This window comes from Streptomyces sp. NBC_01334 (assembly GCF_035983595.1).
In the GTDB taxonomy this organism is placed as follows: Bacteria; Actinomycetota; Actinomycetes; order Streptomycetales; family Streptomycetaceae; genus Streptomyces; species Streptomyces coriariae.
In genome coordinates, this window is the sequence record NZ_CP130718.1 from 8,090,440 (window position 1) to 8,112,049 (window position 21,610).

The 21,610-nt window shown below is 72.3% G+C and carries 18 protein-coding genes; 6 read left to right on the forward strand and 12 right to left on the reverse strand.

Features of this window, described 5'->3' with window-relative positions; all coding sequences use genetic code 11:
• The first annotated feature begins 34 nt into the window (after positions 1-34).
• Positions 35-994 carry an SDR family NAD(P)-dependent oxidoreductase gene (locus tag OG736_RS36045; protein WP_327186138.1) on the forward strand — a complete coding sequence of 320 codons (960 nt, stop codon included), beginning with the start codon at positions 35-37 and terminating at the stop codon, positions 992-994.
• 548 nt (positions 995-1,542) lie between these two features.
• On the opposite strand, the gene OG736_RS36050 is transcribed toward OG736_RS36045, so the two are convergent.
• Positions 1,543-3,000: an MFS transporter gene (locus OG736_RS36050; RefSeq protein ID WP_327186139.1), complete on the reverse strand. Its 1,458-nt coding sequence runs from the start codon at positions 2,998-3,000 to the stop codon at positions 1,543-1,545.
• Positions 3,001-3,662: 662 nt separating this feature from the next.
• On the opposite strand from OG736_RS36050, the gene OG736_RS36055 reads away from it, so the two are divergent.
• Together OG736_RS36055 and OG736_RS36060 are read left to right on the forward strand one after the other, a co-directional pair.
• Positions 3,663-5,717: a phosphocholine-specific phospholipase C gene (locus OG736_RS36055; RefSeq protein WP_327186140.1), complete on the forward strand. Its 2,055-nt coding sequence runs from the start codon at positions 3,663-3,665 to the stop codon at positions 5,715-5,717.
• A gap of 91 nt (positions 5,718-5,808) precedes the next feature.
• Positions 5,809-6,627 carry an LURP-one-related family protein gene (locus OG736_RS36060; protein WP_327186141.1) on the forward strand — a complete coding sequence of 273 codons (819 nt, stop codon included), beginning with the start codon at positions 5,809-5,811 and terminating at the stop codon, positions 6,625-6,627.
• Between the two features lie 56 nt (positions 6,628-6,683).
• Here the strand turns inward: OG736_RS36060 and OG736_RS36065 are convergent, their stop codons facing one another.
• Both OG736_RS36065 and OG736_RS36070 read right to left on the reverse strand, forming a co-directional pair.
• Positions 6,684-7,631 (reverse strand): hypothetical protein, encoded by a 948-nt coding sequence (locus tag OG736_RS36065; protein ID WP_327186142.1) that lies wholly within the window; start codon positions 7,629-7,631, stop codon positions 6,684-6,686.
• On the reverse strand, positions 7,628-8,425 hold the full coding sequence (locus OG736_RS36070; protein WP_327186143.1) for a phosphatase PAP2 family protein: 798 nt from the start codon (positions 8,423-8,425) through the stop codon (positions 7,628-7,630). The genes OG736_RS36065 and OG736_RS36070 overlap by 4 nt, the downstream gene beginning before the upstream one ends.
• A 222-nt stretch (positions 8,426-8,647) precedes the next feature.
• On the opposite strand from OG736_RS36070, the gene OG736_RS36075 reads away from it, so the two are divergent.
• On the forward strand, positions 8,648-9,262 hold the full coding sequence (locus tag OG736_RS36075; RefSeq protein WP_327186144.1) for a TetR/AcrR family transcriptional regulator: 615 nt from the start codon (positions 8,648-8,650) through the stop codon (positions 9,260-9,262).
• Positions 9,263-9,444: 182 nt separating this feature from the next.
• Here OG736_RS36075 and OG736_RS36080 read toward each other — a convergent pair whose 3' ends face one another.
• Positions 9,445-10,452 (reverse strand): DUF2510 domain-containing protein, encoded by a 1,008-nt coding sequence (locus OG736_RS36080; protein WP_327186145.1) that lies wholly within the window; start codon positions 10,450-10,452, stop codon positions 9,445-9,447.
• Between the two features lie 286 nt (positions 10,453-10,738).
• On the opposite strand from OG736_RS36080, the gene OG736_RS36085 reads away from it, so the two are divergent.
• A complete protein-coding gene (locus tag OG736_RS36085; protein ID WP_327186146.1) occupies positions 10,739-13,453 on the forward strand; it encodes an ATP-binding protein in 2,715 nt (904 codons plus the stop codon).
• 77 nt (positions 13,454-13,530) lie between these two features.
• Here the strand turns inward: OG736_RS36085 and OG736_RS36090 are convergent, their stop codons facing one another.
• From OG736_RS36090 to OG736_RS36125, 8 genes are all read right to left on the reverse strand, one after another.
• Positions 13,531-14,322 (reverse strand): SDR family NAD(P)-dependent oxidoreductase, encoded by a 792-nt coding sequence (locus tag OG736_RS36090; protein WP_327186147.1) that lies wholly within the window; start codon positions 14,320-14,322, stop codon positions 13,531-13,533.
• Positions 14,323-14,407: 85 nt separating this feature from the next.
• Complete coding sequence (gene pcaDC, locus OG736_RS36095; protein WP_327186148.1) at positions 14,408-15,532, reverse strand: bifunctional 3-oxoadipate enol-lactonase/4-carboxymuconolactone decarboxylase PcaDC; 1,125 nt, start codon at positions 15,530-15,532, stop codon at positions 14,408-14,410.
• Positions 15,529-16,860 (reverse strand): 3-carboxy-cis,cis-muconate cycloisomerase, encoded by a 1,332-nt coding sequence (gene pcaB / locus OG736_RS36100; protein ID WP_327186149.1) that lies wholly within the window; start codon positions 16,858-16,860, stop codon positions 15,529-15,531. Before pcaB ends, pcaDC begins: the two co-directional genes overlap by 4 nt.
• Positions 16,857-17,462 carry a protocatechuate 3,4-dioxygenase subunit alpha gene (pcaG, locus tag OG736_RS36105; protein ID WP_327186150.1) on the reverse strand — a complete coding sequence of 202 codons (606 nt, stop codon included), beginning with the start codon at positions 17,460-17,462 and terminating at the stop codon, positions 16,857-16,859. Before pcaG ends, pcaB begins: the two co-directional genes overlap by 4 nt.
• 6 nt (positions 17,463-17,468) lie before the next feature.
• Entirely contained in the window at positions 17,469-18,242 is a 774-nt protein-coding gene (gene pcaH, locus OG736_RS36110) for a protocatechuate 3,4-dioxygenase subunit beta (protein WP_327186151.1), read from the reverse strand.
• A gap of 17 nt (positions 18,243-18,259) precedes the next feature.
• Complete coding sequence (locus tag OG736_RS36115) at positions 18,260-19,474, reverse strand: thiolase family protein (protein WP_327186152.1); 1,215 nt, start codon at positions 19,472-19,474, stop codon at positions 18,260-18,262.
• Positions 19,471-20,118 (reverse strand): CoA transferase subunit B, encoded by a 648-nt coding sequence (locus OG736_RS36120; RefSeq protein ID WP_327186153.1) that lies wholly within the window; start codon positions 20,116-20,118, stop codon positions 19,471-19,473. Before OG736_RS36120 ends, OG736_RS36115 begins: the two co-directional genes overlap by 4 nt.
• On the reverse strand, positions 20,118-20,900 hold the full coding sequence (locus OG736_RS36125) for a CoA transferase subunit A (protein WP_327186154.1): 783 nt from the start codon (positions 20,898-20,900) through the stop codon (positions 20,118-20,120). Before OG736_RS36125 ends, OG736_RS36120 begins: the two co-directional genes overlap by 1 nt.
• A 212-nt stretch (positions 20,901-21,112) precedes the next feature.
• On the opposite strand from OG736_RS36125, the gene OG736_RS36130 reads away from it, so the two are divergent.
• Complete coding sequence (locus OG736_RS36130) at positions 21,113-21,580, forward strand: MarR family winged helix-turn-helix transcriptional regulator (protein ID WP_327186155.1); 468 nt, start codon at positions 21,113-21,115, stop codon at positions 21,578-21,580.
• Positions 21,581-21,610: the final 30 nt, after the last annotated feature.

The following is a 21,610-nucleotide window of genomic DNA, read 5'->3' on the forward strand; positions in this document are numbered from 1 at the left end:
GCATCCGCACACGGCAGCACAACAGGAGTCAGGCATGAGTGAGTTCAGCTTCGAAGGACGCGTCGCGGTCGTCACCGGCGCCGGCCGGGGGATCGGCCGGGCCCACGCCCGCCTGCTGGCGGAGCGCGGGGCGAAGGTCGTCGTCAACGACCTGGGTGGATCCATGGAGGGCGACGGCTCGGACACCGGACCGGCGCAGAGGGTCGTCGAGGAGATCGTCGCGGCCGGCGGCGAGGCCGTCGCCGACACCGACGACATCTCCACACCGGCGGGCGGACAGGCCGTCATCGACTCCGCGATCGAGCACTTCGGCCGCATCGACGTCCTCGTCAACAACGCGGGCATCATCCGGTGGGCCGGCCTGCCGGAGGTCGACGCGGAGAACCTGGAGCGCCACCTCGCCGTCCACCTCGTCGGCTCGTTCAACACGCTGCGCGCCGCCTGGCCGCACTTCGTCGAGCAGCAGTACGGCCGCGTCGTACTGACCACCTCAAGCGGCCTGTTCGGGCTCGACAACAACCTGTCGTACGCGGCGGCGAAGGCGGGCACGGTCGGGCTGGCCCGCAGCGCGAAACTCTCCGGCGAACCCCACGGGATCAAGGTCAACCTGATCGCCCCCGCGGCGATGACCCGGATGGGCGGCGGCCCCGAGGAGGAGCCCGCCCAGGCCGCTCCCGCCCAGGCCGCTCCGGGCCTGCCGTACATGCCGTCGGACGCGGTGGCGCCGATGGTGGCGTACCTCGCGCACGAGAGCTGCCCGGTCAACGGGGAGATCTACACCGCCGGCGCCGGCCGCTTCGCGCGCCTGTTCATCGCCTCGACCGAGGGTTATGTCCACGACGGCGACGGTTCCGTCACCGTCGAGGACGTGGCGGGGAACTGGGACGCCATCAACGACGAGAAGGGCTACTACGTGCCGTCGGACCTGATGGCCTGGTCGGGCGCGTTCCTGAAGCACCAGTTCACACCGATCGCCGATTCCGCGAACGCGTAGGCGTAGGCGTACGGCGGTGGCCGAGGGCCGGGCGAAATGCCCGGCCCTCGCGGCGTTTCACCGTGCACATCGGCAGCAGCCGAGGGATTGTCTGCGGTCTGCGGTCTGCGGTCTGCGGTCTGCGGTCTGCGGTCTGCGGTCTGCGGTCTGCGGTCTGCGGTCTGCGGTCTGCGGTCTGCGGTCTGCGGTATGGCGTATGCGATATGAGGTCTGGCGCACGCGGTATGCAGCTCACGGTCTGCGGTATGCCGCTCAACGTCTGCAGTGTGCGGACGGTCGCGTACGACCGTGAAGGCCGGTGGCGCCTCGGGCGTGATGACCCGACCCGGGCCCGTGGGGCAGCCGCCACGCGGGGTGGCGCGGCAAGCGGGACAGGTGCGGGACGGCGCGGGACTGCTCGGGGTGGCGGGAGCAGGGCCGGTGAAGGCCGGGGCGGCGCGCCGCAAGCCGGGTGGGACCGGCTCCGCCGCGCCGTCCTGTCCGGCCGAACGGCCGGGGGAGGGAAGCGAGCGGAGCCGGTCCCACGTGGGGCATGCCGAGGGGTGCGGTCAGGCCGCCTGGCCGACCTCGGCCTCGTCGAGGCGCTTGCTCCGCGGGATGAGAAGGACGAGCAGCGCGCCCAGTGCGCAGCAACCGACCACCAGCCAGAGGCCGTTCGTGAACCCGGCGTCGAGGTAGAACTGGGTGCCCTTGAGGATCGCGCCGTGCTGGGCCATCACGACGAAGGCCAGCTGCGAGACGATGATCTGTGCGACGCCCTGGCCGAGGGTCTGGGCGCCGTTGGCCAGCGCCTGCTCCTCGGGGGTGACCACCTCGATGATCATGATGGGCGCGATGGCCATCACCATGCCCGTGCCGAACCCGGCGATCAGGCCCATCTCCACGATCTGGGCGGCGTTGTGGTGCAGTTGGGTGCCGATGCCGTAGCCGAGGACCGTGAGCGCGGATCCGGTGCCCAGCAGGATGCGCGCGTCCACCCGGCGGGCGAGCCAACCGGTGCCGACGGCCGCCACGATGATCATCGCGCTGATCGGGCTGGTGACGATGGCGTTGTGGGTGCCGGACCAGCCCAGTCCCTCGGAGACCGTGGGGATGTTCGGCATCAGGATCAGCATCTGGATCACCACGCCGACGGCGCTCAGCGAGCCGGCCGCGATGGACGTGGCCAGCAGGACGGTCCACACCGGCCGGCGCCGTGTCATGGCCGGCGGGAAGAGCGGTTCGGCGACCCGGCGTTCGACGAAGACGAAGGCGGCCAGCGCGATCAGTGACCCGGCGATGTACGTGGCGAACCTGCCGCTGTCCCAACCCCAGTGCGATCCCTGGCCGACGGCGTAGACGATCGCGGTGATGCCGCCGCCGAGCAGGATTCCGCCGATCCAGTCCATCCGGCCGCCCGCCGCGCGGATCGGGCTCTCGGGCACGAACGCGGCCACCAGGACGAAGCTCACCGCGGTGCTGATGGCCATGAACCACAGCACCCCGCGGAAGCCGTAGTCGTCCAGCAGCCAGCCGGACAGGAACGGCCCGCCGAAGGCGACGAGGCCGACACCGCCGGCGAGTATCCCGCTGGCGAGTCCGACCCAGCGGCGGGGGAACACATCGCGGGTGATCGCGTAGGCGAGCGGGGCGGTGGCCGCGTACACGCCCGCGATGCCGCGCCCGATCAGCAGCGTGCGGTAGTCGGTCGCGACGGCGGCGATCAGGTCGCCCACGAAGCCGAGTCCGGTGGCGACGAGCAGGACGCGCTTCTTGCCGAAGAGGGCCGCGGCCTTGACCGCGAACGGCAGGAAGAAGGTCCCGGTCAGCAGGGTCATCAGGGTGAACCAGGCGATCTCGGTGGTCCGGAAGTGGATCGCGACCTCGGCCTGCGCGATGCCGGACAACGCGGCCATGAGCGCGACCAGTTGGACGGTCCACACGAGCGCGACGACCATGAGGACGTTGCGCGAGGTGGTGGCGGATCTCTCCGGGGCCGGCGGAGCGACGGTTGGTGTCTGCGACATCGGGGCCTTCCATGGGTGAGCGGAGAACCAGGGAACGGCCCGAGTGACTGCGGGCCGGGAAGTGGGGGACGAGCGCGCGGTGCATGAAGCTTCGGTGCGGCTGCCGGAAAGATAGACCCAGCGGTCGGTACAATCAATGAAACGCGCAGAAGCCGGGCTTCTCCCGATACCGAAGGCCTCTGCGTGACCGTCCTCGCGGCTGCCGTGACCAGCGGCTCTCTCCTCGAGAGCGGCGGGGTGTGCAGCACGGCGCGTCCGGATTCCGTCCCGCTCAGTGGGACGTGCCCCTGCTCCGCTCCGCCGGGAGCCATGCGCGTCCGGAAGGCGGGTCGCGGCACGGATCGGCTCCCTCGCGCGGGGTCGGCTCGTCGATGCGGTGGGCCGGTTCGGCGCGTACCGATCGGGCCGGCCCGCCGTCGGCGCGGCCCGGCGGACGCGCGTGGCGCGGGTTCCCGGCCGACCACCGATTTCCGGCCCCGAGTCGGCGGACCGGAGCGGCTTGGGGATCTCTTGGCCCGTCGCACACCCCTCGTACCGTCGACTTTCACGCCGGCGTCATCCGGGCCTTCCCTGACGTTCGGTGCCCTTGGAACACTCCTTGCGCGCGCATTGCGTCACGAACCGGCAGGCGCAGCCCCTTCCGTACGAGAGGTGCCTCACCCATGCCCGAAGTCAACCGGCGCCGATTCCTCCAACTCGCGGGCGCCACAACGGCGTTCACCGCTCTCTCCGGCAGCATCGAACGCGCCGCCGCGCTGCCCGCTAACCACCGCACGGGGTCGATCGAGGACGTCGAGCACATCGTCGTCCTGATGCAGGAGAACCGCTCCTTCGACCACTACTTCGGCAAGCTGCGGGGTGTCAGAGGCTTCGGCGACCCGCGTCCGGTCACCCTCCCGAACGGCAAGTCGGTCTGGCATCAGGCGGACGGCGCGGGCAAGGACGTCCTCCCCTTCCACCCCGACGCGGACGACCTGGGTCTCGCCTTCCTCCAGGACCTCCCGCACGGCTGGAACGACGGCCATGTCGCCTTCGACGGCGGCAGGTACGACAAGTGGGTGCCCGCCAAGAGCGCCACGACGATGGCGTACCTGACCCGCGAGGACATCCCCTTCCACTACGCGCTCGCCGACACCTTCACCGTCTGCGACGCCTACCACTGCTCCTTCATCGGCTCCACCGACCCCAACCGCTACTACCTGTGGACCGGACACACCGGCAACGACGGCAAGGGCGGCGGCCCGGTCCTCGGCAACGACGAGGCCGGCTACAGCTGGACGACCTACCCCGAACGCCTGGAGCGGGCCGGGGTCTCCTGGAAGATCTACCAGGACATCGGCGACGGCCTGGACGCGAAGGGCAGCTGGGGCTGGATCCAGGACGCCTACCGCGGCAACTACGGCGACAACTCGCTGCTCTACTTCAAGCAGTACCAGAACGCCGAGCCCGGCGACCCGCTGTACGACAAGGCCCGCACCGGTACCGACGCCCGCACGGGCGAGGGGTACTTCGAGCAGCTGAAGGCGGACGTCAAGGGCGGCCGGCTGCCGCAGATCTCCTGGATCGCCGCCCCCGAGGCCTTCACCGAGCACCCCAACTGGCCCGCGAACTACGGTGCCTGGTACATCGCCCAGGTCCTCGACGCGCTCACCTCCGACCCGAAGGTGTGGGCGAAGACGGCCCTGTTCGTCACCTACGACGAGAACGACGGCTTCTTCGACCACCTGCTCCCGCCGTTCCCGCCGGCCTCGGCCGCGCAGGGCCGCTCGACGGTCGACGTCGGCCTCGACGTCTTCCCGGGCGACAGCGGCCACACCGCCGGTCCCTACGGACTCGGCCAGCGGGTGCCCATGCTCGTCATCTCTCCCTGGAGCAAGGGCGGTTACGTCTGCTCCGAGACGCTGGACCACACCTCGGTCATCCGGTTCATGGAGCGCCGCTTCGGCGTCCACGAGCCGAACATCTCGCCGTGGCGGCGCGCGGTGTGCGGCGATCTGACCTCCGCGTTCGACTTCACCCGCCCGGACACCCGGCCGGTCGCCCTGCCGGACACCGACGGCTACGAGCCCCCGGACCGCGGCCGCCACCCCGACTACGTGCCCACCCCGCCGGCCGTCCCCGTCCTGCCGAAGCAGGAGCGCGGCACACGGCCCACCCGCCCGCTCACGTACGCGCCCGCCGTGCACGGTTCGGTCGACCCGACCGCGGGGACCCTCACCCTCACCTTCGCCTCCGGGGCCAAGGCCGGAGCAGCCTTCCTGGTCACCTCCGGCAACCGCGCCGACGGACCGTGGAGCTACACCACCGGGGCGGGCGCGACCGTCTCGGACACCTGGAACCCGGCGTACTCGGGCGGCTCGCACGACCTGACCGTGCACGGACCGAACGGATTCCTGCGCGTCTTCAAAGGGGCGGGCAAGGCGGCCGGGGCCGAGGTGACCGCCCGGCACGTCGACGACGGACTGGAACTGACCTTCACCCACCGGGGCTACAGCACGGTGGAGCTGAGGGTGGCCGACGGCTACGGCGGGCGGCCCACGACCGTCAGGCTGCGGCCCGGCGGATCGGTCAGGCGCACCCTGGACCTGCGGGCGAGCCGCCGGTGGTACGACCTCACCGTCACGTCCGGCGCAGACCCGGCGTTCCTGCGGCGGTTCGCCGGACACGTCGAGAACGGCCGTCCCGGCGTGAGCGACCCGGCGATCGTCACGGAGTGACCCGCTTGGGCCGCCGTCACGGTAAATGCGCGGTGAACACCGCATCGTGGGGGCTGGTCAGGTCGCGGTGGGCTCGGGGTAATGTGCCCCGGTGACCACGCATTCGAACACACCTTCAGGCTGGTACCCGGACCCGCACGGCGCGGACCGGATCCTGCGTTACTGGGACGGCGCCCAGTGGACCGAGCACACGCACGAGGACGGCAAGGGCCAGGCCGCGCCGCAGGTGCCCCGTCAGGCGGGGCCGGACGAGCGAGTCCAGCGTCAGGTGCATCAGCAGGCCGGGGTCGCGGCGGGCGGCCCCGGCGGCGGCACGCTGTTCAGCGAGCCGGTGCTGGTGGTGAACCAGAAGGCCAAGCTGATCGAGCTGACCAACGAGTACAAGGTCATGGACCAGCAGGGCGGTCAGCTCGGCTCGGTCGTCCAGGTCGGCCAGAGCGCGCTGCGCAAGATCCTGCGCTTCGTCGTCAGCATCGACCAGTACCTGACGCACAGGCTGGAGATCCGCGACGTCCACGGGCAGCCGGTGCTGCTGCTGACGCGTCCGGCGAAGTTCCTCAAGTCGCGGGTGGTCGTGACGCGCCCCGACGGGCAGCCGGTCGGCGAGATCGTCCAGCAGAACGTCTTCGGAAAGATCAACTTCGCCATCAACGCCGACGGCCGTCAGGTCGGCGCGATCAAGGCGGAGAACTGGCGGGCCTGGAACTTCGCGATCGTCGACCACGCCGACAACGAGGTCGCCCGGATCACCAAGACCTGGGAAGGCCTCGCCAAGACGATGTTCACCACGGCGGACAACTACGTCCTCCAGATCCACTACCAGCTGCCCGAGCCGCTGTTGAGCCTGGTCGTCGCCACGGCCCTGACCGTGGACACCGCGCTCAAGCAGGACGCGCGCGGCCTGGGCTGACGCCCCTCGCGCGGAGGTGACACCCCCGCCGGGGTGTCACCCGCTGAGCGCCGGGGCTACAGCGCGGTGAGGTGCTCCGGCCCGGTCGTCGGCCGGGGCAGCAGGGCCGGTTCGGCCGACGCCGTCTCCGGCCTCAGGGCCAGCACCGCCGCCACGGGGTGATCCTCGTCCTGGACGGCACCGGGTTCCGGCGCGGCCCGGGACAGCAGCACCACACCCCAGCCCGCGATGCCCGCTCCGGCCAGCGCCAGGAGCACACCCGCCGCCCCGCCCTGGAGGCGTTCGCCCAGCAGCGCGAGGCCGATCGCCGCGGCGGCCATCGGGTTCGCCAGGGTCACCATCGCCAGCGGCGCGCCGAGGCCGCCCCGGTAGGCGGTCTGCGACAGCAGCAGCCCGGCCGCCGCGAAGGCCGCGACCAGCAGCGCCACGCCGATCACCTGCACGCTGAGCAGCGGGCCCGACCGGTCCGTCACGGCCACCGTCACGGTCTGGGTGAGCGCCGAGGCGACTCCCGAGGCGAAGCCGGACGCGGTCGCGTGCCGCAGTCCCGGCTTGGCGCCGCGCCGGGCCAGCAGCCCGATGAGCGCCGCCGTCGCGCCCGCCACCGCCACCGCCTCCGGCACGCTCAGGACGTCCTCGGGAGCCGGACCCGACGCGGTGACCAGGATCGCCGCCAGGCCGGCCAGGGTGAAGGCGGTGCCCCGCCACTCGGCGGCGCTGACCTTGCGCCCGGCGACCCGCGCGCCCATCGGCACCGCCGCGACCAGGGTGAGCGCGCCGAGCGGCTGCACCACGGTGAGCGGTCCGTACTTGAGGGCGACCACGTGCAGCAGGGCCGCGGCCGCGTTCAGCCCCACCGACGACCACCAGGCGCCGTTGCCGAGCAGACGCAGCAGGCCCGTGCCGGGGTGCCGGGAGGCCAGTCGCTCCTGGGCGACGGCGGCGGCCGCGTAGGCGACGGCCGAGAAGAGGGACAGGACGACGGCGACCAGGGTGGCGTTCATCGGCCCGCTCCCACGAGGACCGGTTCCTCGGCCGGGACGAGGGTGCGGGTACCGCGTCCCGTCGTCGTGGCCGTGCGCCGGGGGGCGTGGATCAGCGTGAGCGCGAGGCCGAGCAGCGCGCCCGCCACGATCGCGTCGAGCCAGTAGTGGTTGGCCGTGCCCACGATCACCAGCAGGGTCAGCAGCGGATGCAGCAGCCACAGCCACCGCCACCGTGACCGGGTGGCGACGACGAGGCCGATCGCGACCATCAGGGCCCAGCCGAAGTGCAGCGAGGGCATCGCCGCGAACTGGTTCGACAGATGGTCCGTCCGCGGCGGGCCGTACACCGACGGCCCGTACACGCGCGCGGTGTCGATCAGTCCCGTCGCCGTCAGCATCCGCGGCGGGGCGAGCGGAAGGGCGAGGTGCAGCACCAGGGCGGCGGCGGTGACCGCGGCCAGCACCCGGCGGGCCCACACGTAGTGGGCCGGGCGCCGCAGGTAGAGCCAGACCAGGAAGGCCAGGGTGGCGGGGAAGTGCACGGTCGCGTAGTAGGTGTTCGCGACCTTGACCAGGGTGTCGCCGTGCAGCAGCAGGGCCTGGACGGCGTCTTCCCGGGGCAGCCGGAGCAGGCGTTCGACGTGCCACACGTCGTGTGCGTTGCGGAAGGCCTCGCCGGTGTGGCCCGCGGCCAGCTGCCGGCCGAGCTTGTAGACGAGGAAGAGCCCTGCGACCAGCAGGAGCTCTCGGACTATGGGCGGCCGCGCCGGCGTGACCGGCTCCGCTTCCCCAGGCTCGGTGCGGGCATTCATCCCCCGGCCCCTTCACTGACGGTGGTGCGTGTGGGTGGTGCTGCCGTGCTCGTGACTCGTGCATACACCATCGATACGATGTCGTACCGATACGTCAGTGTACCGATACGCACGCGTACCGGTACACTGACGTATCGATTGATGTGCGCCACACTGGACAGAGGCTCTCGCGGGGGCCTCGAGGCACGCCACAGAGACGGTGGAGAAGCGAGGGAACGGCAGATGATGTCGCAGGCAGCGGACGGACCCGAGTCGGGCGCCGCCACGAGCCGCTCCAAGCTCACGCCCGAGCGTGAGCAGGAGTTCTTCGACGCCGTTCTGAACCAGGTCCGTGAATGCGGTTACGAAGCCGTCACCATGGAGGGCATCGCCGCCAGCACCCGGTGCAGCAAGTCCACGCTCTACCGGCAGTGGAAGACCAAGCCCCAGTTCGTCGTGGCCGCCCTGCGCTCGCGTCGCGAGGCCCGGCTCACCGGTATCGACACCGGCTCGCTCGCCGAGGACCTGCGCGAGGCCGCGCGGGCCACCGGCCGCTGGTCGACGAACGACACCAAGCTGCTGCAGGCGCTCGGCCACGCCGTCACCGGCGACCAGGACCTCGCGCTGGCGCTGCGGGAGGCGATCGTCGACCCCGAGATCGAGGCGCTGCGGGAGATCCTGCGGCGCGGGGTCGAGCGAGGCGAGGTCGCCCGCGACCACCCGGCGCTGGAGTACATCCCGGCGCAGATGTTCGGCGTGATCCGCGCCCGTCCCGTCGTCGACGGGGAGTACGCGGACCAGGAGTACCTGGTCCGCTTCGTGGAGGCCGCCGTCCTGCCGGCGCTCGGCCTCACCTAGGGGCCGGCGCGGAGACCGAAACAGAGATCAGTACAGAGATCGACACAAGGCTCAGGCCGCCGTCCACGGGATGACTGGACGGTGACCTGTCTCGCGCCGCACCGTGGGGACGGGGGCGGCGCGCACCACCCGGCCGGGTGGGGCCCCCTTGAGCGGAGGGGTGCCCCACCCGGCCGACCGTGTCAGACGTCCTGTCCGCTGCCGCCGCCCGTCGACACCTTGATGCCCTTGGTGATGGTGTCGATGATCGACACGCTCTGGTCGGCGTCGACCCCGAAGCGGAGCACGACCAGCCGCTTGGTGTCCGCGGGCGCGGGGAACGCCAGCGACTCGACATAGCCGTCCGCACCCTTGCTCGTGACCGCCTTCCAGCGCACCAGGTAGCCCTTCTGCCCGGCCACCGTCACCGCCTTGGAGGCGAGCACCTGGTGCGAGGTGATCGCGCCGTACGTCGTGCCGCCGTAGGACTCCTCGGCGTTGGCCGAGATGTCCGCCTTCGCGACCGCCTCGGCGGTCTCGCCCTTGGTCTCCAGCACCTCGACGGGCGCCGAGTACACGCCCCCCTTGGTGCAGGTCTTCGAGGTGTCGCCGGGGCACTTGTAGGAGGAGTCCGAGGTGATCTGCGCGCCCACGCTCAGCTCCTGGCCGGTCCAGCCGTCCGGGATGGCGATGCTGATCCCGTTGAGCGCGTCGGTCACCGCACCGCTCTTGATCTTCGGCGCCTCGGACTCCCCGGGCGAGGGAGAGGCCCCGCCCGAGCCACCGGAGTCGCCGAAGGGCCCGCCCTGGCCGCCGCTGCCGTCCTGGCCGCCCGTGCCGCCGGGCCCGCCCTGCCCGCCCGGTCCCTGGGCCGTGCCACTGCCGCCGCCCGAGCCGTCGTCCTTGGCCAGCGCGTACACGCCGACCCCGATGCTCGCGAGGACCGCCACGGCCGCGGCGACGGCTATGCCCGTCCGCAGTCCGCGCCGCGGGCCCGGGCCCGGTGGCGCCGCGGGATACCCCGGATAACCGGGATACGCCGGGTACGCGCCGTCCGCCGGGGTCTGCGCCGGCGGACCCCATACGGCGGCCGAGCCCGCTGCGCGGGTCTGGTCCGTCCATGCCTTGCCGTCCCACCAGCGTTCGGTGGCGGGACCGTCACTTGTCTGCCCCGGATCGGGATACCACCCGGGAGGAGTCACCTGCGTCATGACCCCACCGTATGAGGCGTCGGTGAAAGCCGGATGAGAGGGAGGGCACTCTGTTGAAATCCGTTCCGGGCGCACCACCGCCCGGCTGGCGTGAAATGGACGTCAATTCGGTGCCCGTCACTCGCCGTTGACGTCGGGGGACCACTTCCGCAGGCCCGCCGGGGCGTTCCGGACCGTCGCGTGTCACCCTGGAGGCGGGACCTGCCCGGACCGCCCTCCGCACGAGCCTCCGGAAGGCTACGCTCGACGTCGGTACGTCGTTCGGGCGACTTGGGGAGGTAGCGGGATGACGGAGGTCAGGCCGACGACGGCCGCCTCGGCTTCCCTGTGGGAGCGCGAGCGGGAAGTCGCCGCCATCGCGGAGGCGGTGGAGACACTCTGCGCCGACCGGTCATCGTCGGGTCACCTGCTGGTGCTCCGGGGCGAGGCGGGGTTCGGCAAGACCGCGTTGTTGGCCGAGACACGCCGTATCGCCGAGCGCCACGGCTGCACGGTCTGGTCGGCCCGCGGCGGCGAGACACTGAAATCCGTCCCCTTCAACGTGGTACGGCAGTTGCTTCAGCCAACCCTGCTGTCCCTGCACCCGGAGGAGGCCCGCGAGTACCTCGGCGACTGGTACGACATCGCCGGCCCCGCCCTCGGCATATTGGAGCCCGGCGAGGGCCACGCCGACCCGCAGGGCGTCTGCGACGGCCTCGTCGCCGCCGTGACCCGGCTGGCCAGGCGCGACTACCCGCTCGTCCTGCTGATCGACGACGCGCACTGGGCCGACCAGGAGACCCTGCGCTGGCTCGTCGCGTTCGTCGAACGCCTCGACGAACTCTCCGTCCTGGTCGTGGTGGCCCGCCGGCCCGGCGAGGTCAAGGGCGACGCCGCCCGCCACCTCGACGCCATCGGCGTGGCCGCGGGCCGAGCCGTCACCAGCCTCAGCGCCCTCACCCCGCCCGCGGTCGCCGGTCTCACCCGCGCCACCCTCGGCCCCCACGCCGACGCCGCGTTCTGCCGCGAGGTGTGGGCCGTCACCGACGGCAACCCCTACGAGACCGTCGAACTCCTCGCCAAGGTCCGCGACAGCGAACTGGAGGCGAGCGAGTCCTCGGCCGGCGAACTGCGCGCCCTGAACCGCGCGGCCCGCGGCGGCGGCCTCGTCGACCGCCTGGAGAAACTGGGCGTCGACGCCACCAAGTTCGCCATGGCCGCCGCGATCCTCGGCGCCGACATCTCCGTCGCCCAGGCCGCCCTGCTCGCCGGACTCGGCCGCGACGACGCGGCGCGCTGCGCCGAACTGCTGCGCAACGCCCGCATCCTCACCGAGCCCGTCCCCGGGGCCGTCCCGGCGGGCGACGGCGATCTGGAGTTCGTCCACCCGCTGATCGCCTCCGCCGTCTACGACTCCATCCCCGGAGGCCTGCGCACCGCGATGCACGGCATCGCCGCCCAGGTCGTCACCGACGCCGGCAAGGGCCTCGCGGCCGCCTCCCGGCACCTGCTCCAGGTGCACGCGGAGGGCGACGAGGAACTCGTCGAGCAGCTGCGCGAGGCCGCCCGCGAGCACCTCGCCGTCGGCGCCCCCGACGCGGCCCGCCGCTGTCTGGAACGGGCCCTGAGCGAACCGCCCGCCGCCGAGGTGCACGCGCACGTGCTCTACGAACTGGGCTGCGCCACCCTCCTCACCGCCCCCGCCAGGACCATCGACCACCTGCGTACCGCACTCTCCATGCCGGGCCTCGACGGCACCGAGCGCGTCGACGCCGTCTACCGCCTCTCCCAGGCCCTCCTGCACAACGACCAGCTGGAGGAGGCCGTCCGCACGGTCGAGGCGGAGGCCGCCCGGCACGCCCCCGGCCCCGCGCGGCTGCGGCTCCAGGCGGTGCAGTTCATGTGGGAGGGCGTGCACGCCGGCGAGACGACCACCCCGCGCCGCTCCGAGCGGCTCGCCGAGCTGGCCGCGACCTGCACCGGCCGGGACAACGCCGAGCGCGCCCTGCTCATCCTGCGCGGCTTCGACGCCATGACCCACGGCGAGAACGCCGAGGAGGTCGCCGAATTCTGCGACCGCGCCCTCGTCAACGGCGCTCTCGCCCCCGGGCTCGGCTGGACCGACCAGGAGTGGGGCATCGAACTGCTGATGATGCTCGCCAGCTCCTACGCCTACACCGACCGGCTGGACCGCGCCGACGCCCTCTTCAACGAGGCGTTGCGCGCCTACACCTCCGCCGGGTGGAGCGGCGGCCATCTCGCGCTGGCCCACGCCTACCTCGGACTGGGCCTGCGCCGCCGGGGCCGTCTGAAGGAGGCGGAGGAGTCCCTCAGGGAATCCCTGCGGGTCGCCGAACGCGTCGGCCGCGGCCTGCCCCTGTACTGGTCGGCCACCTGCAACCTCGTCGACACGCTGCTGGCCCGCGGCCATGTCGCCGAGGCCTGGGAGACCGCCGAACAGTACGGTTTCGCCCCGCCGTACCCGTCGACGATCGTGCTGCCCGACCCGCGCTCGGTGCGCGGCCGGCTGCTGCTGGCCGTCGGCCGGGTCAAGGACGGCATCAACGAGCTGGAGGCGGCCGAGAAGGCGGCCGCCGCGCGCGGCCACCTCAACCCGGTGATGGTGCCCTGGGCCGTCGAACTCGCCCGGGCGCTGGCCACCGAGGATCCGGACCGGGCGAACCGGCTTGTGTCCGAGGCCCGTCGTCAGGCCGAACGCTTCGGCACCGACACCGCGATCGGCGAGGCCCTGCGCTGCGCCGCCGCCCTGGAGACCGGCCAGCGCGCGGTCCGGCTGGCCCAGCAGGCGGTCACCTTCCTGGAGTCCTCGCCCTGCCAGTACGAACACGCGGCCGCCCGCGTCGAGTACGGCATCCTCTCCCGCTCGGTGTCCGAACTCGGCCGGGGCCTGTCACTGGCGCGTTCCTGCGGAGCCGACGGCCTGGTGGACCAGGCCCAGCAGGCACTGCGGGGGATGGGCGCGCCGCAGGTGGGCCTGGTCCCCGGACAGACCCGGAGGTAGCCGCGGCAGGCCGCCGGTGGAGGTGACACCGACGGCCTCCCGCGGCGGTTCACGGAACGAGCGCGGGACATCCGCCGTCAGGCGCCCAGCAGCTCCTCGGTGAGCCGCGCGAGGCGCGCCCGAACCTGCGGGTCGTACGTCGCCTCGTGCGCCCGCGCCGGACGCGTTCCGTCGAAGAAACCGCCCGTGCCCGACTCCTGGGTGGCCAGCGCCAGGACCCCCGGCGCCCCGTCGGCGACCGTGCTCCAGGGCGCGACCCCGCCCTCGCGGACCATCGCGGTGTCCATGAACGTCGCCGGATGCAGCACGTTCACCGACACCCCACTGCCCGTCGACTCCGCCGCCAGAGCGAACGTATGGGCCGCCAGCGCGAACTTGGCCCGGCAGTAGGCGGCGAACCCGTCGTAGCCACGGGTGAACCCGGGGTCGTCGAAGTCGACGGGTTCCTGGCCGACCGAGCCGACGTTGACGATCCGCGCCGGCGCCCCCGCCCGCAGGGCGGGCAGCAGGGCACGGGTCAGGGCCACCGGCGCCAAGTAGTTCACCGCCAGCCGCAGTTCGTGACCGTCGGCGCTCACCTCACGGCCCGAACCGGGCGAACCGGCGCCCACCCCCGCGTTGTTGACGAGCACATCGAGCGCGGGGTGGGCCTCGGCGACCCGCGCGCCGAGCTCGCGCACCTGCGCCAGCGAGGCCAGATCGGCGACGAACCCCTCCGCCTCGCCCTCGGCGCGCAACTCGGCGACGAGCCGCTCCGTACGGCCGGGGTCGCGGCCGTGGGCGAGGACGAGATGGCCGGAGCGGACGAGCGCGAACGCGACGTACCGGCCGAGGCCGGAGGTGGCGCCGGTGATCAGGATGGTGGACATGCCCCCACCGTAGGCACGCGACAACGGTTTGCGGGTGATGCCGCCGGAACCACCACCGGCAGTGTCACCCTCGGCCGTACGCGCCTCAACCGGTCCCGTCCTCCTCGGCCAGCACCCGCTGAGCCGTCGCGAACGCCGAGTTCGCCGCCGGAACCCCGCAGTAGACGGCGGTCTGAAGCAGCACGGCGCCGATCTCCTCGGGCGTGAGCCCGTTGCGCCGGGCCGCCCTCACATGCATGGCCAGCTCGTCGTAGTGGCCGTGCGCCACCAGCGCGGTCAGCGTGATCATGCTGCGCTCGCGGCGGCTCAGCGTCGGGTCGGTCCAGATCTCGCCCCAGGCGTAGCGGGAGATGAAGTCCTGGTAGCGCGCGGTGAACGCGTTCTGCCGGGCCTGCGCCCGGTCCACGTGCGCGTCCCCGAGCACCTCCCGGCGCACCTCCATGCCCCGCTTGGCTCCGCCGTCGAGGTGGGTGCGCAGCACGGTCAGCACGGCCTCGGGGCACTCGGCGGGCGCGAGATGCGAGGCGCCCGGGAGCTCCACCAGCGCGGCGCCCGGCACCGCGTCCGCGATCTCCCGCAGATGCGCGGGCGGCGTCGCCGGATCCTGACGCCCCGCGACCACCACGGTCCGTACGGCGATCTCCGGCAGCCGCTCGCGCAGATCGAACGCGCCCAGCGCGTCACAGCACGCCGCGTAGGCCTCCGGATCGGCGTCGCGGTGGTCGGCGACCAGGCCCGGCACGGTGAACCCGGGCGTGAACCAACGGGAGTTCGCACTTTCGGCGAGCCCCGCCAGTCCCTCGCGGCGCACCAGCGCGGCCCGCTCCTCCCACGGCGTGGACCCGTTGAAGTGGGCCGACGAACAGATGACCGCCAGGGCCGACACCCGCTCCGGGTGATGCAGCGCCAGATGCAGACCCACCGCTCCGCCCAGGGACACGCCCGCGTACGCGAACCGCTCCAGGCCGAGCGAGTCGGCCAGCGCCAGCACCAGGTCGGCGAGGTCACCCATGGTGGCCCCGGGACCGATCAGGTCGGCCGCCGAGCCCCCGTGCCCCGGCAGGTCCCAGCGGACCACCCGGTGCGTGGCGGACAGCTCCGGCGCGACCTTGTCCCACAGGGCGTACGAGGTGCCCAGCGAGGGGCCGAGCAGCAGCGCCGGAGCGGAAGTCGGGCCCTCGGCAAGGTGGTTGAGCAGCTTCTCGGTCAACGTCGCTCCAGCGCACGGTCGGTGAGGATTCCGGCGGAGCCGGTGTAGCGGGCGGGGTCGGTGAGGTCGCCGAGGTCGACGCCCTTCAAGTCGGTTTCCAGGGCGAGGAGTTCGCCCAGTGGTCGGTCCTCGGTGTAGGTGCGCCGGGCGAGCTCGGTGAGCAGTTCCTTGGCGCGGGCACGGCCGAGCGCGGCCGACAGCGCCGCGGACAGCCGTTCGGAGACGATCAGCCCGTGGGTGAGGTCGAGGTGCGCCCGCATCGCGTCCGCGTCCACCCGGAGCCCCTCGGTCAGCTCGGCCGCGTCCCGGGCCGCCCCGCCGGTCAGCCGGAGCAGTTCCCTGAGCGGCTCCCACTCGGCGTGCCACGCCCCGGCCGGCCGCTCGTCCTCGGCGGCCAGGGACCCGTACAGCGTGGCCGCGAGCTGCGGAGCGCGCCGGGCGGCGGCCGCGATCAGCGTGGACCGCACCGGGTTGGCCTTGTGCGGCATGGCCGAGGACCCGCCTCCGCTGCCCTCCGCCACCTCGGCGATCTCGGTGCGGGCGAGGGTCAGGACATCCGTCGCGACCTTCCCCAGCGCGCCCGCCGCGAGAGCCAGACAGCCGGCCAGGTCGGCGATCGGCGTGCGCAGGGTGTGCCACGGCAACAGCGGTGCCCGCAGGCCGAGTTCACGGGCGAAGGCGGCGGGCAGCGCGGTCGCGTCGGTGGCGCCGTACGCCGTGAAGGCCGCCAGGGTCCCGGCCGCGCCGCCGAGTTGGGCGGGCAGCGCGTCCCGTACCGCCGTCACCCGGTCCCGCGCGTCCAGCACCAGCGACCGCCAGCCGGCCGCCTTCAGTCCGAAGGTCGTCGGCACGGCGTGCTGGGTGAGCGTCCGGCCCGGCATCGGCGTGTCACGGTGCTCGGCGGCCAGTCGGGCCAGCGCCCGCTGGACGCGGTCGAGGTCGGCCAGCAGGAGACCGAGGGTGCGCGCCGCGACCAGCATCGTCGCCGTGTCCATGATGTCCTGGCTGGTCGCGCCCCGGTGGACGTACGGGCCGTACTCCTCGCCGACCGCCTTCGTCAGATCGGCGACCAGCGGGATCACCGGGTTCCCGCCGCCGCGCGCCCGCCCGGCGAGGGAGCGCACGTCGAACTCGCCGTCGTCGGCCGCCGAGGTGACCGCCGCTCCGGCACCCTGCGGGGCCAGCCCCAGCGCCTCCTGGGCGCGGGTCAGCGCGGCCTCCGCGTCGAGCAGCGCCCGCAGATAGGCGCTGTCGCCGGTCGCGGCGGCGGCGGGGGAGCCGGTCCACCCGGGGGCGAGCAGACCGGCGTCGTGGTGCGCAGTTGTCACTGGAACTCCAGGAAGACCGTCTCGCCTTCGCCCTGAAGGCGGATGTCGAAACGGTAGGTCCCCAGCTCGCCCCGCGTGGCGATGAGCGTGTCGCGCCGCGCCGGGTCCACCCGCGTCAGCAGCGGGTCGGCGGTCAGCGCGGCCTCGTCGTCCGGCAGGTAGATCCGGGTGAACAGGTGCACCAGCAGCCCGCGGGCGAACACACAGACACTCAGGTACGGGGCGCTGTGCCCACGCGCGCCGGGCCGCAGCGTCCGCGCCGACCAGTGACCGTTGGCATCCGTCTGGATGCGGCCCCAGCCGGTGAACTCCAAGCCGTTGCGGCCGAGGAAACCGCCGCTCGACGCATCCCGCCGCATCGAGCCGTCCACCTGCGGCAGATTGCCCTCGGGGTCCGCGCCCCACAGTTCCACGAACGCGTCCGGCAACGGGTTGCCCTCCCCGTCGTACACATAGCCCTGGAGCGCGATCGTGTCCGGGTGGCCGAGCGGGGCGATGTCACCACCGCCGGGAAACGGCAGGGCATGTCCGTAGAAAGGGCCGACCGTGTGCGACGGAGTGGGGAGCACGGTCTCCGGACGGCTCGTGTCGATCTTCGTCATGGCAGGTCAGCGTCCTTCTTCGATCCAGGTGGCGTGCGGCCCGTCGAGCACGATGTCCCAGTGGTAGCCCATCGAGAACTCCGGCACCGACAGGCTGTGGTCGTAGGTGGCGACCAGCCGCTGCCGGGCCGCGTCGTCCGTGACCGACTGGATGATCGGGTCGTACGGGAACAGCGGGTCGCTCGGGAAGTACATCTGCGTCACCAGCCGCTGGGTGAACGCCGAGCCGAAGAGCGAGAAGTGGATGTGGGCCGGCCGCCAGGCGTTGACGTGCTGACGCCACGGATAGGGGCCCGGCTGCACGGTGGTGAAGTGGTAGAAACCGCTGTCGTCCGTCAGCGTGCGGCCGACACCCGTGAAGTTCGGGTCCAGCGGGGCGTCGTGCTGCTCGCGCTGGTGGGCGTAGCGGCCCGCCGAGTTGGCCTGCCAGATCTCGACCAGCTGACCGCGGATCGGACGCCCGTCGCGGTCCAGCAACCGGCCGGAAACCGTGATCCGTTCGCCGATCGGCTCGCCGTTGTGCTGCCGGGTGAGGTCGTTGTCGATCTCGGTGATGTCCCGTTCGCCGAAAGCGGGGGAGACCAGCTCCACCAGCTCCGGGTCCTTGCTGACGTCGATGGCGACCGGCGGCTGTTTCGGGTGGCGCAGGACGGAGGAGCGGTACGGCGCGTAGTCGCGGCGCGGTTGGTGCTCGACCGGCGCGCCGTCGGCGATCCGCTTCTCGTACGCGGCGTGCTCGGCCGCGATCTCCTGGTCGATGTCGGCTTGCGTGAGAGTCATGGGAGTTCCTGGGTTTCTTATCGTTCGAGGACGAGGGCGAGGCCCTGGCCCACGCCGATGCAGAGGGTGGCGACCCCGACGCCGCCGCCCCGACGGGCGAGCTGGTGGGCGACCGTACCGGCGAGACGGGCACCGGAGGCACCGAGCGGATGACCGAGGGCGATCGCGCCGCCCTGCGGGTTGAGGACCGCAGGGTCGAACTCGGGCCACTCGGCCACACAGCCGAGCACCTGGGCCGCGAAGGCCTCGTTCAGTTCGAGCACCGACAGATCGGCGAATCCCCTGCCCGCCTTGGCGAGCGCGCGGTTGACGGCCTCGACGGGGGCGAGCCCGAAGTACTGCGGGTCGATCGCGGACACCCCGGTGGCGCTGACCCGGGCGAGCGGCTCACGTCCGGTCGCCCTCAACCCCTCCTCGTCCACGAGCAGCAGGGCCGCGGCGCCGTCGTTCAGCGGCGACGCGTTGCCTGCCGTCACGGTCCCCTCCTCGGTCCGGAACGACGGCCTGAGCCTGGCCATCGCCTCCAGCGAGGCGTCCGCACGTACACACTCGTCGGCGTCGAACACGACAGGGTCGCCCTTGCGGCGCGGGATCGACACGGGCGCCAGCTCGGCGTCGAACAGGCCCGCCTGCTGGGCCGCGGCGGCCTTGCGGTGGCTGGCGAGGGCGAACTCGTCCTGCTGTTCGCGGCCGATCTTGTGCTTGTCGGCGATCAGCTCGGCCGACTCGCCCAGCGGGATCGTCCACTGCGGGTCCATCCGCGGATTGACCATCCGCCAGCCCAGCGTCGTCGAGTACAGCTCGGTGTGCCCGGCGGGGAACGCCCGGTCCGACTTCGGCAGCACGTACGGCGCGCGGGTCATCGACTCCACACCGCCGGCGACGGCGACGGAGGCGTCGCCGGCCGCGATCGCGCGGGCCGCCTGGATGACCGCCTCCAGACCGGAGGCGCACAGCCGGTTGACGGTGACACCCGGTACGGAGGTGGGCAGGCCCGCGAGCAGCGCGCCCATGCGGCCGACGTTGCGGTTCTCCTCGCCGGCCCCGTTGGCGTTGCCGAAGTACACGTCCTCGATGCGGGATGGGTCCAACGCGGGTGTACGGGCGACGAGTTCACGGATGGCGTGCGCGGCGAGGTCGTCCGGGCGCACCGAGGCCAGAGCGCCGTTGTAGCGGCCGATCGGGGTGCGGACCGCGTCGACGATGTAAACGGTTCTGAAACCGTTGCTCATGACTGGACCTCCTCGGCGAGACGGACCTCGGCGGCCGTCTTCGTCACGATCTCCTCGGCGGTGACGCCCGGCGCGGTCTCCACCAGCACCAGGCCTTCGTCGGTGACGTCGAGGACACCCAGGTCGGTGATGATGCGGTTCACGCACGCCTTCCCGGTCAGGGGCAGCGCGCAGTCCGTGAGGATCTTGGGGCTGCCGTCCTTGGCGGTGTGGGTCATGACGACGAGGACCGTACGGGCCCCGTGCACCAGGTCCATCGCCCCGCCGATCCCGGTGATCAGCTTGCCGGGGATCGCCCAGTTCGCCAGGTCGCCACGCTCGGAGACCTGCATCGCACCCAGCACGGCGACATCGATGTGCCCGCCGCGGATCATGCCGAAGGACAGCGCGGAGTCGAAGAAGGACGCGCCCGGCAGGACCGTCACGGTCTCCTTGCCGGCGTTGATCAGGTCCGGGTCGACGGCGTCGTCGGTGGGGTAGGGGCCGGTGCCCAGGATGCCGTTCTCGCTCTCCAGCACCACCTCGACGTCCGCCGGGAGGTAGTTGGGGATCAGGGTCGGCAGCCCGATGCCGAGATTGACGTACTGACCGTCCCGCAGCTCGCGCGCGGCGCGGGCGGCCATCTCCTCACGTGTCCAGGCCATCACTCGCTCACCGTTCCCTCTGCCGCGGGCGCGGAGACCGTCCGCTGCTCGATCCTCTTGTCCGCCGCCTGCTCCGGGGTCAGCGCGATCACGCGCTGCACGAAGATGCCCGGCAGATGGACCGCGTCCGGGTCGATCTCACCGGGTTCGACGAGCTCCTCGACCTCGGCGATCGTGATCCGTCCGGCCATCGCGGACAGCGGGTTGAAGTTGCGGGCGGACTTGTTGAACACCAGGTTGCCGTGCCGGTCGCCCTTCGCGGCCCTGACCAGCGCGAAGTCGGTGCGGATACCGTGCTCCAGCACATACTCCGCGCCGTCGAACTCCCGGACCTCCTTCGGCGGCGAGGCCAGGGCGACACCGCCCTCGCCGTCGTAGCGCCACGGCAGCCCGCCCTCGGCGACCTGGGTGCCCACGCCCGCGGGCGTGTAGAAGGCGGGGATCCCGGCGCCGCCGGCCCGCAGCCGCTCGGCCAGCGTGCCCTGCGGGATCATCTCGACCTCGAGCTCGCCGGACAGGTACTGGCGGGCGAACTCCTTGTTCGCGCCGATGTAGGAACCGGTTACCCGGGCGATCCGCCCGGCCGCGAGCAGCACCGCGAGGCCCGACTCCATCGCGCCGCAGTTGTTGGAGACGACCGACAGTCCGGCGACGCCCCGCTCGTACAGAGCCTGGATGAGGACGTTGGGCACGCCGCTCAGTCCGAATCCACCCACCGCCAGAGACGCGCCGTCCGGCACGTCGGCCACCGCCTCCAGGGCCGTGGCGACCACCTTGTCCATCCGTGAAGCCCCATCTCTTCCGCGCGCCCCCGGCCGTCAATTAATCAGGGCACTGATTATTTCTCCGAGGTTTCCCACACGCTGCCACCGCAGCGTGGAGCAGTCAAGACCCCAGGCCGGAGGTCTGACCAGGGTCACACAGGCACAAGACCAGGTCCGTCGCACGCGGTATCGTTCAGTGCACCGACGAACTCTCACGCTGAGGAGCGCACATGGCCGCGGTGGATCTCACCAGCCACCCCGGGCACCTGGCCCGGCGGCTCCAGCAGGCGCACTACCTGCTGTGGAACACGATGGTCTCCGAGGAGATCACCTCGCCGCAGTTCGCGGTCCTCAACGCGCTCGTCGCCGAGCCGGGCCTCGACCAGCGCACCGTGGGGGAGCGGGTGGGCCTCGACCGCTCCACCATCGCCGAGGTGATCAGCAGACTCATCCGCCGAGGGCTGCTCGACAAGGTCCGCGACCCGCAGGACGGGCGGCGCTACCTGCTGGGGCTCACCGACGAGGGACTGCGCACCCACCGTCGGCTGACCGTCCGCACGGCCCGGATGAACCAGGTCTTCCTGTCCCCGCTCTCGGCCGCGGAGCAGACCCTGTTCCTCGAGCTCATCCAGCGCGTCTCGGACGCGGCGGAGGGGCTGCGCAACCCGGGGGAGCAGCCCCTGGTCGCACCGTCCTGATCGAGGTTGCGCCTGGGTGCCAGTGGGCCG

Bases quoted from the DNA above. Each gene is read 5' to 3' on its own strand.
- OG736_RS36045 (WP_327186138.1), top strand. From the start codon at position 35: ATGAGTGAGTTCAGCTTCGAAGGACGCGTCGCGGTCGTCACCGGCGCC.
- OG736_RS36050 (WP_327186139.1), bottom strand. From the start codon at position 3,000: ATGTCGCAGACACCAACCGTCGCTCCGCCGGCCCCGGAGAGATCCGCC.
- OG736_RS36055 (WP_327186140.1), top strand. From the start codon at position 3,663: ATGCCCGAAGTCAACCGGCGCCGATTCCTCCAACTCGCGGGCGCCACA.
- OG736_RS36065 (WP_327186142.1), bottom strand. From the start codon at position 7,631: ATGAACGCCACCCTGGTCGCCGTCGTCCTGTCCCTCTTCTCGGCCGTC.
- OG736_RS36070 (WP_327186143.1), bottom strand. From the start codon at position 8,425: ATGAATGCCCGCACCGAGCCTGGGGAAGCGGAGCCGGTCACGCCGGCG.
- OG736_RS36075 (WP_327186144.1), top strand. From the start codon at position 8,648: ATGATGTCGCAGGCAGCGGACGGACCCGAGTCGGGCGCCGCCACGAGC.
- OG736_RS36080 (WP_327186145.1), bottom strand. From the start codon at position 10,452: ATGACGCAGGTGACTCCTCCCGGGTGGTATCCCGATCCGGGGCAGACA.
- OG736_RS36085 (WP_327186146.1), top strand. From the start codon at position 10,739: ATGACGGAGGTCAGGCCGACGACGGCCGCCTCGGCTTCCCTGTGGGAG.
- OG736_RS36090 (WP_327186147.1), bottom strand. From the start codon at position 14,322: ATGTCCACCATCCTGATCACCGGCGCCACCTCCGGCCTCGGCCGGTAC.
- pcaG (WP_327186150.1), bottom strand. From the start codon at position 17,462: ATGACGAAGATCGACACGAGCCGTCCGGAGACCGTGCTCCCCACTCCG.
- pcaH (WP_327186151.1), bottom strand. From the start codon at position 18,242: ATGACTCTCACGCAAGCCGACATCGACCAGGAGATCGCGGCCGAGCAC.
- OG736_RS36115 (WP_327186152.1), bottom strand. From the start codon at position 19,474: ATGAGCAACGGTTTCAGAACCGTTTACATCGTCGACGCGGTCCGCACC.
- OG736_RS36120 (WP_327186153.1), bottom strand. From the start codon at position 20,118: ATGGCCTGGACACGTGAGGAGATGGCCGCCCGCGCCGCGCGCGAGCTG.
- OG736_RS36125 (WP_327186154.1), bottom strand. From the start codon at position 20,900: ATGGACAAGGTGGTCGCCACGGCCCTGGAGGCGGTGGCCGACGTGCCG.
- OG736_RS36130 (WP_327186155.1), top strand. From the start codon at position 21,113: ATGGCCGCGGTGGATCTCACCAGCCACCCCGGGCACCTGGCCCGGCGG.